Origin of the sequence: Pseudomonas sp. LPB4.O, assembly GCF_038383825.1 — a bacterium.
Lineage (GTDB): Bacteria > Pseudomonadota > Gammaproteobacteria > Pseudomonadales > Pseudomonadaceae > Aquipseudomonas > Aquipseudomonas putida.
Genome location: NZ_CP151298.1, coordinates 2,995,402 through 3,010,829 on the forward strand (window position 1 = coordinate 2,995,402; position 15,428 = coordinate 3,010,829).

The window sequence follows — 15,428 nt, forward strand, 5'->3', positions numbered from 1 at the left end:
CATTCTGCCGGTGTGCCTGCCGGCCCTAGGCTGTGGCCCAGATGAAGCGACACTCTGGAGAGCAGCATGCACAACAACAAGATCCCCTCTCAATGGCTGGGCCTGGATTCGGCCGTCTGCGTGGTCACCGGTGCCGCCGGTGGTATTGGCGCGGCGCTGGCCGGCGCCCTGGTCGGGCAGCACGCCCATGTGGTCCTGCTGGACCGTGACCTGGACAAATGCCGTGAACTCGCTGCCACCTTGGGCGAACACAGTGTCGGTGAGGTCAGCGCCCTGGGCTGCGACATCGCCGACCCGGCCAGCGTAGAGCAGGCCGCCGCCCAGGTTCAGGCGCTGCATGGGCGCTGCGATGTACTGGTCAACAATGCCAGCGTGCTGCGCCCCGGTGCGCTGGATGGGCTAGGCCTGGAGCAATGGAACCAGGTGCTGGCAGTCAACCTCACGGGCTACCTGTTGTGTGCCCAGGCCTTCGGCCGTTCGATGCTGGCCCGCGGCCAGGGCCGTATCGTGCACGTGGCCTCGATCGCCGCCCATTACCCGCAACCCAACAGCGGTGCCTACAGTGCGGCCAAGGCCGGGGTCAGCATGCTGTCGCGCCAGATTGCCGTGGAATGGGGGCCGCGCGGTGTGCGCAGCAATGCCGTTTGCCCGGGGTTGATCCGCACACCCTTGTCCGCAGCGTTTTATGCCGACCCGCAGATCGAACGCCAGCGCTGCGCCATGACGGCCAACCAGCGCATTGGTGAACCGCAGGATATCGCCGAAGCCGTGCTGTTCCTGGCCAGCCAGCGCGCCGACTACATCAACGGTGCAGAGCTGACCGTGGATGGCGGCCTCGAAAGCATGCCCATGGCACTGATCCCGCGCCCAGGCTTTGAGGGGGCACGCGCATGACCACACGTAACTGCGATGTGCTGGTTGTCGGGGCGGGTGCTGGTGGCCTGGCGACCGCCATTACTGCAAAGAAACATGGCCTTGACGTGATCGTCATCGAAAAAGACGACTGCTTTGGCGGTACCACGGCGTTTTCCGGCGGTGTGTTGTGGGTGCCCGGCAACAGTCACAGCGCCAACGACAGCCCCGAGGCGGCCATTACTTACCTGCGCAACGAAACCGGTGCCTGCTTTGACGCGGCCGGGGTCGAGGCGTTCTTGCGCTACGGGCCGCAGATGGTGGACTTTTTCGAGCGGGAAACCGCCGTGAAGTTCGTGCCCACGCTGTACCCCGACTATCACCCACAAGTCGAAGGGGGCGTCGATGTGGGCCGCTCGATACTGGCCGCACCTTACGACATCCGCGGCTTGGGGCCGGACATGGCACGCCTGCGCCCGCCGCTGAAAACCATCACCTTCATCGGCATGATGTTCAATTCATCGAATGCCGACCTCAAGCACTTCTTCAACGTTACCCGATCGTTGACTTCGTTCGTGTATGTGGCCAGGCGCCTGCTCACCCACCTGAAGGAGCTTGCCCTGTATCGCCGCGGTACCCAGGTTACCAGCGGCAATGCCTTGGCAGCGCGGCTGGTACGCTCGGCATTGGACCTGGGCATCCCGATCCTCACCGGCACCCCGGCGCGGCAGCTGCTGCGCGACGGTGGGCGGGTGGTGGGGGCACTGGCCGGGCAAGGCAACAGCGAACTGCGCATTCAGGCACGGCGCGGGGTGGTGCTGGCCTGTGGCGGGTTCTCCCATGACCTGCAACGGTTGCGCCAGGCCTACCCGCATGTGCGCCGTGGTGGTGAGCATTTTTCACCGGTGCCAGCGGGTAATACCGGCGATGGCGCTCGCATGGCCGAGGCGTTGGGGGCAAAGGTTGATATCCGCCTGCAAGCGCCGGCGGCCTGGATGCCCGTGTCGAAGGTGCCGGTAGGTGCCGGGCTATACATCGCCTTTCCGCATCTGCTGGACCGCTACAAGCCGGGTGTGATCGGGGTGTTGCGTTCGGGCCAGCGTTTCACCAACGAGTCCAACTCCTACCACGACGTGGGTGCAGCACTGATCGAAGCCTGTGCCGGCCAGGCAGAAACCGCCATGTGGCTGGTGTGCGACCGCCGCACCCTGGCCAAGTACGGCCTGGGTTTCGCTAAGCCTGCCCCGATGCCGACTGGGCCCCTGTTGCGTAACGGCTACCTGCTCAAGGGCAAGACCCTGGCTGAGCTGGCAGACAACGCCGGTATCGATGCGCAAGGGCTGGAGCGGACAGTGCGCGATTACAACCTTGGCGCAGTGCAGGGTGAGGACCGCCAGTACGGCCGCGGCAGCACCAGCTTCAACCGCTACCTGGCCGACCCACAGCAACAGCCCAACCCCTGCGTGGCGCCAGTGGGCGAGGGGCCGTACTTTGCCGTGAAGGTCATCATGGGCGATCTGGGCACCTTCGACGGGCTGCGCACCAGCGTGGTCGGTGAAGTGCAGGCCGCCGACGGGCAGGCCATCGAAGGGCTGTATGCGGTGGGTAACGACCGTGCCAGCATCATGGGCGGCAACTACCCCGGTGCCGGCATTACCCTCGGGCCGATCATGACCTTTGGCTACATCACCGGGCGCCACCTGGCTGGTGTGGAGCAGGGGCTGGCGGCGGCGGGCAATGCGCGGGAGGTGGCGTGATGGACAAGGCAGTGGTCGATCACCGCATCTATACCATCCGGCCGCGCTGCATGGCGGCCTTTCTCGAAGCCTTCGACCAGTTGGCGATGCCGATCCTGCTGCGCCACCTCGGCGCACCACTGGCGTTCTACACCAGCAGCATCGGGCCGCTGAACCAGGTGGTGCACCTGTGGGGTTATGACAGCCTGGATGACTTTGAAAAGCGCAGCGCGGCGCGGGATGCCGACCCGGATTTTGCTGCTTATCTGCATGCCACCCGTGACCTGGTGGTGACGCAGGAAACACGGATCATAAGGCCTGTGTATCTGCGCAGCCTCGACAGGCAGTGATGTTGCCTGTGCCGGCGATTGGGCCGCAACGCGGCCCCGAAACACCGTCATAAAAACAACAACAGGTGATACCCATGAACAACACACTCGACGTGCGCCAACTGATCGACCAGCAACCCATCGGCCGCTACCAGAAATGGGTAGTGTTCCTCGGCTTCCTGATCATCGCCCTGGACGGCCTGGACGTGGCCATCATCGGCTTCATTGCCCCGCAGCTGAAAAGCGACTGGGGCCTGAGCGCGCAAAGCCTGGGCCCGGTATTGAGCGCTGCGCTGATCGGCCTGGCCCTTGGCGCCCTGATTGCCGGCCCCCTGGCTGACCGCTACGGGCGCAAGGCGGTATTGCTGTGCAGCGTGCTGCTGTTCGGCATCTGGACCCTGGCCTCGGCCTTTTCCCCAAACCTGGAAACCTTGGTCGCGCTGCGTTTTCTTACCGGCCTGGGCCTGGGTGCTGCAATGCCCAATGCCAGCACCCTGGTCAGCGAATACGCCCCGGCGCGCAGCCGCTCGCTGCTGATCACCCTGGCGTTCTGCGGGTTCTCCCTAGGTGCGGCGATGGGTGGTTTCGTCAGCGCCTGGATGATACCCAACCTGGGCTGGCGCAGCGTGCTGGTGCTGGGCGGGGTGTTGCCGCTGCTTGTCCTGCCGCTGCTGTATTGGCGGCTGCCGGAATCGGTCACCTTTTTGGTCAGCAAAGGTGCAGACCGCCAGCGCATTCTGGCCATTGTCCGCCGCCTGGCCCCTGAACATGTCAATGCCGACAGTACCTTCGTCACGCCCGCCAAACCCCAGGGCACTGGCGGCGCGATTGGCACCATCCTCTCGCCGCGCTACCGCTTTGGTACCTGCATGCTCTGGGCTGGCTACGTGCTGGCGCTGTTCCTGGTTTACCTGTTCAGCGGCTGGCTGCCGACACTGGTGAAGGAGGGCGGTGGTTTTTCGGTGTCTGAAGCCGCCATTGTCACGGCCTGTTTCCAGATTGGCGGCCCGGTAGGGGCGATTTCAGTGGGCTGGGCCATGGACCGCTGTAACCCGCAGCGCGTACTGATGCTGACGTTTCTGTTGAGCGGCGCGGTTATCTTCACGATTGGCCAGGTGGCGGGGGATTTCGCCTGGCTGTGCGCCATTGCCTGCGCCGTGGGCTTTGGGCTGAATGGCGCGAGCGTTGGCATGAATGCACTGGCGGCGGCCTTTTACCCGACGCAAGCGCGGGCGACCGGGGCCAGCTGGATGAGCGGCATCGGGCGCATTGGCGCCGTGCTCAGCGCCTTTGCCGGGGCCCAGATGCTGGCGCTGGGCTGGAGTTTTGAACAAGTGTTCGCTTCGCTGCTGTTGCCTGCTGCGCTGGCGGCATTGGCAGTATGGCTGCAGGGGCGAAATGCTGCGTTACGGGTTAGCGCTCAAGGCTGTACATCCGGCACTCCGCCAGCAACGCCAGCAGGTTCGGCTCCCGCTCCCTAGCCTTCAGAAACACCACGCCAATGTGCTGCTGCAAGCGGTATTGCGGCTTCAAGGCAATCAGCCTGACGCGGTTTTCGTACACCGCCGCAATGCGCCCGGGCAGCAGGGCAAAGCCCACACCCGAGCTGACCATGCTCAGCAGGGTGAAGATGTCATTCACCTGCATGGCTACCTTGGGCTCAAAGCCGGCCTGCTGGAACACCCGCGCGCCATCGCGGTGGGTGGCGAAGCCCTGGGTCAGGGTGATGAAGGTGGAGTCGGCGAGGTCGGCCAGGTCCACCTCGGCCTGTTCGGCGAAGGGCGAGTCGGTGGGGACAGCAAGGAAGATATCGTCGGAGAACAGCGGCAGCTGCTCGCAGGCCGGGTCGCTGACGCTTTCGTCGAGTGACACCAGGACAGCTTCCAGCTCGTGGTTTTTCAGGCGCTGCAGCAAGTCGACGTTGGAGCCCAGGGTTAGGTCGATGTTCAGCTCGCTGCGGCGCAGTTTCAGGCCCATGACCAGTTTGGGCACGGTTTTTACCGTCAGCGAGTAGAGCGCGCCCAGGCGGAAGCGCTCGGCGTAGAACCCTGCGGCTTCGCGGGTTTGGCGCACCATCTGTTCGGCGTCCTGGATCAGCTGCCGGGCTTTCTTTTCCAGCACGTAGGCGCTTTCCAGAGGGATCAGCTGGCGGCCTTCGTGCTTGAACAACGGGCAGCGCAGGGCGCTTTCCAGCGAGTGGATGGCGCGGTGCACGCTGACGGCACTGGTAGACAACTCGACCGCCGCGCGGCCGAGGTTGCAGGTGCGCATGAAGGCAAGAAAGGTTTCCAGCTTTTTGAGGGTCAGTTCTTCGTCGATCAGCATGGGGGCCTGGGTGGGTATGGCTATAGGGTTATGGGGTGTTTGAGATCGAGCGCCGCCCGCGCGGCGCTTCGCAGCACAAGGCTGCTCCTACATCTGTTTCGGGCCAATGATTCCTGTGGTCAAGGCGCGCGGCCCTTTGGTGTTCACCTCGATACCGTGTCGAATAAACAAGGCGGTCGCGCACGTTGGCGCAGGCGTCACTGGCCCGAAACAGATGTAGGAGCAGCCTTGTGCTGCGAAGCGCCGCGCGGGCGGCGCTCGGTCTCAATCACACCCCACACCTCAAGCCATACCCTCGATCAATGCCCACAACGCCGGGTCATTGAAATCATTCACTACCAGCTTGGCGCCCGCCTCCAGCAACCGCTCCGGCGTCTGTGTCGTGGCCACGCCCACGGTATATATCCCCGCCCCACTGGCGGCCGCCACCCCCGGCAATGAATCCTCGAAGGCCAGCGCCTGGGTGGCCTCGGCGCCCAGCCGCTGCAGGCCGGTGAGGTAGGGCAGCGGGTCTGGCTTGGGCCGCGCGAGTTCTTCGGCCACCAGCACATGCTCGAACTGCTGGCCAAGGCCCATGGCGTTCAGCATGTGTTCGGCGTTCAGCCGCGGTGCGTTGGTCACCACGCACATGCCGATGTCATGGGCCTTGGCATGCTCCAGCAGGCGCAACAGGCCTGGCATCGGGTCAAGAGACGGTGACAGGTCGCGAAACAGCGCCTCCTTGCGGTCGGCCAGCGCCCGGCACTGTTCGACGCTCGCACCGCTGAACAGCTCGGCGAACAGCTCGCCGTTGGCGCGGCCGCTGACCTGGGCATCGAACTGCGCCTGGCTCAGTTCGCGGCCGTCATGTTCGCGCAGCAGTTGGCGAAAGGCCTGCAGGTGCAGGGTGTCGGTGTCGGTGAGGGTTCCGTCGAGGTCGAACAGCAGGGCGGTCAGCATGGGATATCCAGATCAAGAAAACACAAGCCAGGGGATCATAACCAAAGCTGACGACGAAGGGGGCTGTTCAGCGTGCTCCGAAAAGAGTACAAATGTGCTCCATGGACAATCTTACCCCCAAACGCCGCGCCATTTTCGAATTCATCCGCGAGCGCATTGCCGATCAAGGGCAGCCACCGAGCCTGGCCGATATCGCCACGCGCTTCGGTTTTGCTTCGCGCAGCGTTGCGCGCAAGCACATCACCGCCTTGTGCCAGGCCGGTTATATCGATGTCACGCCGAACCAGGCGCGGGGCATTCGCCTGGCCGAACCGCTGCGTCGGCCAGAAATCCTCGAAGTGCCGGTGCTGGGCCAGGTGGCGGCGGGTGCACCCATCGGCCCGGACCTCGATATCCACGAACAGCTGCTGATCGACCCCAGCCTGTTCCGCCGCACCCCTGACTACCTGCTTAAAGTGCGTGGCAATTCGATGGTCGACGACGGCATCTTCGATGGTGATCTGGTCGGCATCCTGCAACAGGCCGACGCCCGCGATGGCCAGATCGTGGTTGCGCGCCTGGACGGCGAAGTGACCATCAAACGCCTGCAACGCCAGGGCAGCGGTTACCGGCTGTTGCCACGCAACCCGGCCTATGCACCCATCGATGTGCAGCCTGAACAGGAATTTTTCATCGAAGGCGTGTTCTGCGGCCTGCTGAGGCGTGACTGATGGGCGCAGTGGTCGACCTCGACAGGCTGCTCGATCAGCGCCGTGTCTGGCGCGGGCGGCAGGCCCAGGCGCGGCCACTCGGCTTGCAGCCCACCGGCCATGCGGCCCTTGACGAGCGCCTGCCTGAAGGCGGCTGGCCGGCGGCGGCACTCAGCGAGTTGCTACTGGCCAGCCCCGGTTGCGGCGAACTGCAACTGCTGTGGCCCACACTGGCGCGGCTAAGTACTGAAGGCAGCCGGGTAGTACTGGTGGCACCGCCGTTCATCCCTTACGCACCGGCCTGGCAGGCAGCCGGGGTAGACCTGCGCTGGCTGGTGCAGGTAGATGCCGCCCCTGCCGATGCCTTGTGGGCGGCCGAGCAGTGCCTGCGCTCGGGCAGTTGCGCGGCGGTGCTGTGCTGGCCTGAACGTGCCGATGACCGGGCCCTGCGGCGTTTGCAGGTGGCCGCAGAAACCGGACAGGCGCTCGCATTCGCCTGCCGGCCGTACCAGGCAGCACACAACCCGTCGCCAGCAGCGCTGCGGGTTGCCCTCGACACGCGTCCGGCGCAGTGGCGTGTGCTTAAAAGCCGGGGCGGCATGCCACCGGCGCTGCCCATCGCCTGCCCAGGGCGGGGCTGATGCACCATGCTCTGGGCCTGCATCCTGCTCCCGCAGCTGGCGCTGGACACGGTCCTGCGTGAGCGTGACGACCCCGATACTCCCTTGGTGCTGCTTGGCGGGCCTACCCAGCGCAGGGTATTGCAAGCGGTCAGCCCGGCAGCGGCCGCACTTGGGTTGAGGGCAGGGCAGACCCTGACGGCGGCACGTGCCCTGGCGGAGGGTTTCACCTGCGTCGAAGCCGACCCCAGGCGTATCGAGCATGTGCAGCAATTGCTGGCGGCCTGGGCCTATCGCTTCAGTGCCCAGGTCAGCCTGCATTACCCGCGGGCGTTGCTCCTGGAAGTAGGCTCCAGCCTTCAACTGTTCGGCCCCTGGCCCTTGTTCGAGGCACGTCTGCGCCAGGAGCTGGCAGATTTGGGCCTGCGCCAACGCATCGTCCTGGCCAGCAACCCGGTAGCGGCGCGCATGCTTGCCAATGCTCATGATGGCTTGGCCGTGGGCGATGCCGACGCCACCCGTGCGGCTCTGCTAGGCATGCCCATCACCCGCATCGGCTTGCCGACAGACGCCGCCGAAGCCTTTGCCCGCATGGGCCTGCGCCAGCTGGGCCAGGTACTGTCCTTGCCGCGCGATACATTGGCCAGGCGCTTTCCAGCCCAGGTGCAGTTGCACCTCGACCAGTTGCTTGGCCTGCGTAAACCGGGGCTGGACTTCTACCAGCCACCGGACCGCTTCGAAACCCGACTGGAGCTGAACTTCGACGTCGAGTCGCACCAGGCGTTGCTGTTCCCGCTGCGGCGGATGCTTAACGACCTTGCCGCATTCCTTGGCGGGCGCGACTGTGGCGTGCAGCGCTTTTGCCTGCACCTGGAACATGCCGTAGGGCCGGACACCCTGCTCAAGGTGGGCCTGCTGGCGGCCGAACGCGATGCCGCCATGCTGTTCGAACTGGCCCGTGGGCGCCTGGAGCCGTTGCGCATCCCCGCCCCCGTGCGCAACCTGCGGCTGGTTGCCGAGGACCTGCCACCCTTTGTCCCGCAACACCAGGCGTTATTCGACCCACGTGCGCAGCAGGCGCAACCCTGGGAACAATTGCGCGAGCGGCTGCGCGCCCGCCTGGGGGATGAGGCCGTGAAGGGGCTGAGCGCGGCTGCCGATCACCGCCCCGAATGCGCCTGGCAGCTGACCGAGCAAGGCGCCCAAGGCAGCATGCCGGTTGCCCCAGGCACTCGCCCGGGCTGGCTACTGCCAGCCCCGATGGCGCTGGACGCCGCCAGCTACCAGGTACAGGGCCAGGCCGAACGCATCGAGTCGGGCTGGTGGGATGGCGGCGACGTGCGCCGCGACTACTACCGCATCGAAACCCGTGATGGCCTGCGCGGCTGGGCCTACCGCGACCTGGGTCAGGCCGGCCCGCTGTGGCTGCAGGGGTGGTTCGCATGAGCACGCCGGGTTATGCCGAGCTGCATTGCCTGTCCAACTTCAGCTTCCAGCGCGGGGCGTCGAGCGCTGACGAGCTGTTCCGGCGCGCGGGTGAACAGGGCTACCAGGCCCTGGCGATCACTGACGAATGCACCCTGGCTGGCATCGTTCGGGCCTGGCAGGCTGCCAAGGCGCATCAGCTGCGGCTGATCGTGGGTAGCGAGGTACTTCTGCAGGGCGGCCCCAAGCTGGTGCTGCTGGTAGAGAACCTGGCCGGTTACCAGAGTTTGTGCGCGCTGATCACGCGGGCTCGCCGGCGGGCGCAAAAGGGCGAGTACCAGCTGTTTCGCGACGACCTGCAACAACACCATCAAGGCCTGCTGGCGCTGTGGGTGGCCGATGACTGCGCCGACACTGCCACGGGTGAGTGGTTACGCAGCGTGTTCGGCGAACGGCTGTGGCTGGCCGTGCACCTGCATCGAGGCAGTGACGATGCCCTGCGCCTGCAAGGCTTGCGAGGCCTGGCGGCTGAAGTGGGTATCCGCGCCGTGGCCTGTGGCGATGTGCACATGCATGTGCGCGGCCGCCGTGCCTTGCAGGACTGCATGACCGCCATCCGCCAGCATTGCCGGGTGGACGAGGCTGGGCGCTTTCTGTTTGCCAATGGCGAGCGGCACCTGCGCAGCCAGGCACAGTTGGGCGAACTCTATCCTGCCGACCTGCTGGCCGAGACCTTGGCCATTGCCGAGCGCTGCCAATTTGACCTGAGCGAATTGAAATACCACTACCCGCGCGAACTGGTGCCCCAGGGCCATACCCCGGCAAGCTGGTTGCGTGAACTGTGCGAGCAAGGCTTGCCGCTACGCTGGCCAGGCGGGCCGAGTGACAAGGTGCGTGATGTGCTGGCCACGGAGTTGGCGCTGATCGAGGAACTTGGTTACGAAAGTTACTTCCTGACCGTGCACGACATCGTCGCCTTCGCCCGCAGCCAAGGCATCTTGTGTCAGGGCCGCGGTTCGGCCGCCAACTCGGTGGTGTGTTTCGTGCTGGGCATTACCGAGCTCGACCCCATGCAGCATCGGCTGCTGTTCGAGCGCTTCCTTTCGCGTGAACGCAACGAGCCGCCTGATATCGACGTGGACTTCGAGCACGACCGGCGCGAAGAAGTGATCCAGTATGTGTTTCGCCGTTATGGTCGACACCGTGCGGCGCTGACGGCGGTGGTCAACACCTACCATGCCGCGGGTGCGGTGCGCGATGTAGCGCGGGTATTGGGTTTGCCGGCAGACCAGGTGGATGCCCTGGCCAAGTGCTGTGGTCGCTGGAGCGACCGCATTCCCGATGACCAGCGCCTGGCCGAGGCCGGCTTTGAGGCCGGCAGCTTTTCACTGCGGCGGGTGCTGGTGCTGGCTGGCGAGCTGATCGGCTTCCCCCGGCACCTGTCGCAGCACCCGGGCGGCTTTGTCATCTCCCAGCAGCCACTCGACCAGTTGGTGCCGGTGGAAAATGCCGCGATGGCGGAGCGCACGGTGATCCAGTGGGACAAGGACGACCTGGACATGGTCGGCCTGCTAAAGGTCGACGTGCTGGCGCTGGGCATGCTCAGTGCCTTGCGCCGCTGCTTCGACCTGCTGCAGCGCCATCGCGGCCAACAACTGACCCTGGCCACCATCCCCGGCGAAGACCCGGCCACCTACGCGATGATCAGCCGCGCCGAGACCATGGGGGTATTCCAGATCGAGTCGCGGGCGCAGATGGCCATGCTGCCCCGGCTGCGGCCCAACACGTTCTATGACCTGGTCATCGAGGTGGCGATTGTCCGCCCCGGGCCGATCCAGGGTGACATGGTGCACCCGTACCTGCGCCGGCGCCTGAAGCAGGAACCGGTAACCTACCCATCGCCGCAGCTCAAGGAGGTCTTCGAGCGTACCTTGGGCGTGCCGCTGTTCCAGGAGCAGGTGATGGAGCTGGCCATGGTTGCCGCCGATTACACGCCGGGCGAGGCCGACCAGCTACGTCGCAACATGGCGGCCTGGAAGCGCCATGGTGGCCTGGAACCGCACCGTGAGCGGCTGGTGCAAGGCATGCTGCGCAATGGTTACGACCTGGCGTTTGCTGAGCGCATCTTCGAGCAGATCAAGGGTTTTGGCAGCTATGGCTTCCCGGAATCGCACGCAGCCAGCTTTGCCTTGCTGTGTTATGCCAGCAGCTGGCTGAAGTGCCATGAACCGGCAATCTTTACCTGCGCGCTGGTCAACAGCTGGCCCATGGGCTTCTACAGCCCTGACCAGTTGTTGCAAGAGGCCCGGCGCCAGGGTATCGAGGTGCGCCCGGTTGATGTCTGCCACAGCGAGTGGGACTGCACCCTTGAGCCTGATGCTGAAGGCACATTGGCTATTCGCATGGGCTTGCGCCTGGTGCGCGGTTTGGCCGAGGCCGATGCCAGGCACCTGGAGCAGGCGAGGGCGCAACGGCCATGGCGCGATGTCGAAGACCTGTGCCTGCGTGCAGGGCTCGATTCAAGGGCCCGAGCCCGCCTGGCCGATGGCGGGGCGCTGCGTGCCCTGGCCAGTGACCGGCACCAGGCACGCTGGCAGGTGGCGGCGGTTCAGCCGCAGCTGCCCCTGTTTGCCGAGGTGCAACCGGTGCCTGAAACGCCAGTGGAATTGCCTGTGCCTACCGTAGGTGAAGACCTGATGGCCGATTACCAGGCCCTGGGTACCACGCTGGGGCCGCATCCGCTGGCACTGTTGCGCTCACGCCTGAGGGCGCTGGGGTGTCGCAGCTCCAGCGAATTGCAGGGTGTGGAGCATGGCGACAACATTGCCGTGGCCGGGTTGGTGGTGGGGCGGCAAAGGCCCCAGACCGCCAGCGGAGTGACCTTCGTCACCCTGGAAGACGAGCACGGGATGGTCAATGTGGTGGTGTGGCGGGACATTGCCGAACGGCAGCGGCGGGCGTTGGTGGGGTCGCAGCTGCTCAAGGTCAGTGGGCGGCTGGAGCAGGAGAACGGCGTGCGGCACCTGATTGCACGGCGGCTGGAAGATGTGAGCCCGTTGCTGCAAGGGCTGGATGTGCGCAGCCGGGATTTCCACTGAGTTGCGCATCAACACGGCCCCCTGTAGGAGCGGCCTTGCGCCGCGAAAGGGCCGCAAGGCGGCCCCAGCAATGGATGCGGCGAAGCTGAAATCCTGGGGCCGCTGTGCGGCCCTTTCGCGGCGCAAGGCCGCTCCTACAAGTACCGCGTGAGTAGTTAGACGATCGCCAACCGCTGCTTGCGCGTCGGTGCCGGGAACGCCCGGTCGATTGCCCGAAGGTCCTCGCTGTTCAAGGTCAGCGCACCTGCGGCTGCATTCAGCCGAACATGCTCGGGCGCCACGGCCTTGGGGATGGCGATCACTTCGTCACTACGGGTCACCCAGGCCAGGCTGACCTGGGCCGGCGTGGCGCCATGGCGCTCGGCAATTTCTGCCAGCACAGGATGCTGCAGCAAGCGCCCGGCCTGGGCCAGCGGGCAGTAGGCCATGGTCGGCAGCGCACGCTTTTCGCACCAAGGCAGCAAGTCGAATTCGATGCCACGCTGCGCCGGGTTGTACAGCACCTGGTTGGTGGCGCATTCAGGGTTGTGCAGTTCGCGCAGGTCGTCGACGTCGAAGTTGGACACGCCCCAGCGCCTGATCTTGCCTTGCTCGCGCAAACGCTCGAAGGCTTCGACGGTTTCTTCCAACGGGTGCTGGCCACGCCAATGCAGCAGGTACAGGTCGATGCAGTCGGTACCCAGGCGGGCGAGGCTGCGCTCGCAGGCGGCCGCCATGCCGCGTCGGCTGGCATTGTGCGGGTACACCTTGCTGACCAGGAACACCTGGTCGCGGCGCCCGGCAATGGCCTGGCCAACCACTTCTTCCGCGCCGCCTTCGGCATACATCTCGGCGGTGTCGATCAGGGTCAGGCCCAACTCGATACCCTGTTGCAGGGCCGCCACTTCGGCAGCCTTGCGGCCGGGGTCCTCACCCATGTACCAAGTGCCCTGGCCAATGGCCGGAACGCTCGAACCTGCCAGTTTCACGTAACGCATGTCACCTCCGGGATCCGTGTATTGGAAAGCAGAACCTCAAGCAGCGCTTGCGCTGCGGTGGAAAGCTTGTGTTCACTGAGGGCAATCACGCCGATGCGCCGCTCGACGGTGGGCTCCACCAAGGTAATGCAGCGGGCGCCGAGCTCCTGCATCTGGTTGATGCACAGCGCCGGTACGGCACTGACCCCCAGGCCGCTGGCGACCATGCGGCCAATGGTTGCCAACTGGTGGCTCTCGAATGCCACGGCCAGTTTGCCGTGGTGGGCGGCCACATTCTGCTCCATCAGCAGGCGCACCGCCGAAGGGCGTTGCAGGGCCACGAAGTCTTCGGCCATCAGCTGTGCCCAGCTGACCTGGGGCAGCAACGCCAGGGGCGAGTCGGCCGGTACCACTGCGACGAAGCGGTCCAGGTACAACGGGTGAAAATCCAGCCCGTCGATGTTGTCCGGCTCGAAGCCGATGCCCAGTTCGACGCGGCGATGGCGTACCAGTTCCAGCACCTGTTCGTTGATCACGTCATGCACCGTGACGTTGACCTTGGGGTAGCACTGGCGAAATACCTTGAGCGAGTGGGGCAGGAGGTTGCCGGCAAAGGCTGGCATGGCCGCCACCGATACCCGGCCCAGTTGCAGGGTGAAACGTTGGCGCAGCATCTCTTCAGTGTCGTCCCAGTCTGCCAGCAGGCGCCGTGCCAGCGGCAGCAACACTTCGCCCTCGGCGGTCAGGCTGACGCTGCGCGTGGTGCGGCTGAGCAGGGCGCCGCCGAGGTTTTCTTCCAGGGCCTTGATGGTCAGGCTCAGGGCGGGCTGCGATATATGCAGGTGCTCACCGGCCTGGGCGAAGCTCTGGTACTTGGCCACGGCGACAAAGGCACGCAGTTGCTTGACGTTCATGACAGGCCTATTGTTTGTTTTGTAAAAGTTATCAATCGATGACGAAAACAAAATTAACAAATCAGTCGCGTGCGGTGAAGATGTCTGCACACGCTCACCGACAGCCTCGTCGGTTCTACAACTACAAAAGGCGGATCAGCATGGCCGGACTGGACAAGCGCGTTGCAACCTACGAACAGGCCCTCGAAGGCCTGACCGACAACATGACAGTGCTGGCCGGTGGTTTCGGCCTGTGCGGCATCCCGGAAAACCTCATCAGCGAAATCAAGCGACGTGGCGTCAAGGGCTTGACCGTAGTCTCGAACAACTGCGGCGTCGACGGCTTCGGCCTCGGCGTGTTGCTTGAAGACCGGCAGATTCGCAAGATGATCGCCTCCTATGTGGGAGAAAACGCCGAATTCGAACGCCAACTGCTCAGCGGTGAGCTGGACGTGGAGCTGACCCCGCAGGGCACCCTGGCCGAGAAGATGCGCGCCGGCGGTGCCGGAATCCCGGCGTTCTTCACCGCCACCGGTTACGGCACCCCGGTTGCCGAGGGCAAGGAAGTGCGCGAGTTCAAGGGCCGCAAGTACATCCTTGAAGAATCCATTACCGGTGACTTCGCCATCGTCAAGGGCTGGAAGGCCGACCACTACGGCAACGTGGTCTACCGCAACACCGCGCAAAACTTCAACCCGCTGGCTGCCACCGCCGGCAAGATCACCGTGGTCGAAGTGGAAGAGATCGTCGAACCCGGCGTGCTGTTGCCGAGCGAAATCCACACCCCGGGCATCTACGTGGACCGTGTCATCGTCGGCACCTTCGAGAAGCGTATCGAAAAGCGCACCGTCAAGGCCTGAGCGCCATCCACCAGAACAACAAAGAGACCCTGACCATGGCACTGACCCGCGAACAGATGGCGCAACGCGTCGCACGTGAACTGAAAGACGGCTACTACGTCAACCTGGGCATCGGCATTCCGACCCTGGTGGCCAACTACGTACCCGCAGATATGGATGTGATGCTGCAATCGGAAAACGGCCTGCTCGGCATGGGCGAGTTTCCGACCGAAAGTACCCTCGATGCCGACATGATCAACGCCGGCAAGCAAACCGTCACCGCCCGCCGCGGCGCCTCGATTTTCGATTCGGCACAATCGTTCGCCATGATCCGTGGTGGCCACGTCGACCTGACCGTGCTGGGTGCCTTTGAAGTGGACGTACAAGGCAACATCGCCTCGTGGATGATCCCCGGCAAGCTGGTCAAAGGCATGGGTGGTGCCATGGACCTTGTGGCTGGCGCCGAGAACATCATCGTCACCATGACCCACGCTTCCAAGGACGGGGAGTCCAAGTTGCTGGCGCAATGCAGCCTGCCGCTGACCGGCGCCGGCTGCATCCGCAAGGTGCTGACCGACCTGGCCTACCTGGAAATCGAAGACGGCGCGTTCATCCTGCGCGAAACCGCGCCGGGGGTAAGCGTTGAAGAGATCATCGCGAAAACCGCCGGCAAGCTGATCGTGCCGGATGATGTGAAGGAAATGACCTTCTGATTCAACGGGCTTCA

Annotated in this window: 14 protein-coding genes; 10 read left to right on the forward strand and 4 right to left on the reverse strand. The window is 64.7% G+C overall.

The genetic code is table 11. From position 1 onward, the window contains the following. The first annotated feature begins 66 nt into the window (after positions 1-66). The 4 genes from MRBLPB4O_RS13360 (at position 67) to MRBLPB4O_RS13375 (ending at position 4,398) form a co-directional block, all read left to right on the forward strand. Complete coding sequence (locus tag MRBLPB4O_RS13360; protein ID WP_197862847.1) at positions 67-894, forward strand: SDR family oxidoreductase; 828 nt, start codon at positions 67-69, stop codon at positions 892-894. Beyond that, on the forward strand, positions 891-2,609 hold the full coding sequence (locus tag MRBLPB4O_RS13365) for an FAD-dependent oxidoreductase (protein WP_341798806.1): 1,719 nt from the start codon (positions 891-893) through the stop codon (positions 2,607-2,609). Before MRBLPB4O_RS13360 ends, MRBLPB4O_RS13365 begins: the two co-directional genes overlap by 4 nt. Beyond that, on the forward strand, positions 2,609-2,938 hold the full coding sequence (locus MRBLPB4O_RS13370; protein ID WP_016499557.1) for an NIPSNAP family protein: 330 nt from the start codon (positions 2,609-2,611) through the stop codon (positions 2,936-2,938). The genes MRBLPB4O_RS13365 and MRBLPB4O_RS13370 overlap by 1 nt, the downstream gene beginning before the upstream one ends. 74 nt (positions 2,939-3,012) lie before the next feature. Beyond that, entirely contained in the window at positions 3,013-4,398 is a 1,386-nt protein-coding gene (locus MRBLPB4O_RS13375; RefSeq protein ID WP_341798807.1) for an aromatic acid/H+ symport family MFS transporter, read from the forward strand. Here the strand turns inward: MRBLPB4O_RS13375 and MRBLPB4O_RS13380 are convergent. Then, a complete protein-coding gene (locus MRBLPB4O_RS13380) occupies positions 4,331-5,242 on the reverse strand; it encodes a LysR substrate-binding domain-containing protein (protein WP_341798808.1) in 912 nt (303 codons plus the stop codon). The genes MRBLPB4O_RS13375 and MRBLPB4O_RS13380 overlap by 68 nt on opposite strands. A gap of 282 nt (positions 5,243-5,524) precedes the next feature. Then, positions 5,525-6,181 (reverse strand): HAD family phosphatase, encoded by a 657-nt coding sequence (locus tag MRBLPB4O_RS13385; RefSeq protein WP_341798809.1) that lies wholly within the window; start codon positions 6,179-6,181, stop codon positions 5,525-5,527. Positions 6,182-6,273: 92 nt separating this feature from the next. On the opposite strand from MRBLPB4O_RS13385, the gene lexA reads away from it, so the two are divergent. The 4 genes from lexA to MRBLPB4O_RS13405 are packed head-to-tail and all read left to right on the forward strand — an operon-like array spanning position 6,274 to position 12,013. Continuing rightward, positions 6,274-6,891: a transcriptional repressor LexA gene (lexA, locus tag MRBLPB4O_RS13390; RefSeq protein WP_341798810.1), complete on the forward strand. Its 618-nt coding sequence runs from the start codon at positions 6,274-6,276 to the stop codon at positions 6,889-6,891. Continuing rightward, a complete protein-coding gene (imuA, locus tag MRBLPB4O_RS13395) occupies positions 6,891-7,511 on the forward strand; it encodes a translesion DNA synthesis-associated protein ImuA (protein ID WP_341798811.1) in 621 nt (206 codons plus the stop codon). Before lexA ends, imuA begins: the two co-directional genes overlap by 1 nt. 6 nt (positions 7,512-7,517) lie before the next feature. Then, positions 7,518-8,936, forward strand: a complete 1,419-nt coding sequence (locus tag MRBLPB4O_RS13400) for a DNA polymerase Y family protein (protein ID WP_341798812.1) — start codon at positions 7,518-7,520, stop codon at positions 8,934-8,936. Further along, the gene (locus MRBLPB4O_RS13405; protein WP_341798813.1) at positions 8,933-12,013 is read left to right on the forward strand and encodes an error-prone DNA polymerase; all 3,081 of its coding nucleotides are present in this window, start codon (positions 8,933-8,935) and stop codon (positions 12,011-12,013) included. The genes MRBLPB4O_RS13400 and MRBLPB4O_RS13405 overlap by 4 nt, the downstream gene beginning before the upstream one ends. A 155-nt stretch (positions 12,014-12,168) precedes the next feature. Here MRBLPB4O_RS13405 and MRBLPB4O_RS13410 read toward each other — a convergent pair whose 3' ends face one another. Then, positions 12,169-12,990: an aldo/keto reductase gene (locus MRBLPB4O_RS13410; protein ID WP_341798814.1), complete on the reverse strand. Its 822-nt coding sequence runs from the start codon at positions 12,988-12,990 to the stop codon at positions 12,169-12,171. Then, positions 12,978-13,883 carry a LysR family transcriptional regulator gene (locus tag MRBLPB4O_RS13415; protein ID WP_341798815.1) on the reverse strand — a complete coding sequence of 302 codons (906 nt, stop codon included), beginning with the start codon at positions 13,881-13,883 and terminating at the stop codon, positions 12,978-12,980. Before MRBLPB4O_RS13415 ends, MRBLPB4O_RS13410 begins: the two co-directional genes overlap by 13 nt. Before the next feature lie 140 nt (positions 13,884-14,023). Here MRBLPB4O_RS13415 and MRBLPB4O_RS13420 point away from each other — a divergent pair, with 140 nt between their 5' ends. Further along, complete coding sequence (locus MRBLPB4O_RS13420; protein ID WP_016499567.1) at positions 14,024-14,722, forward strand: CoA transferase subunit A; 699 nt, start codon at positions 14,024-14,026, stop codon at positions 14,720-14,722. A gap of 35 nt (positions 14,723-14,757) precedes the next feature. Further along, complete coding sequence (locus MRBLPB4O_RS13425) at positions 14,758-15,414, forward strand: CoA transferase subunit B (protein ID WP_016499568.1); 657 nt, start codon at positions 14,758-14,760, stop codon at positions 15,412-15,414. The last annotated feature ends 14 nt before the right edge of the window (positions 15,415-15,428 follow it).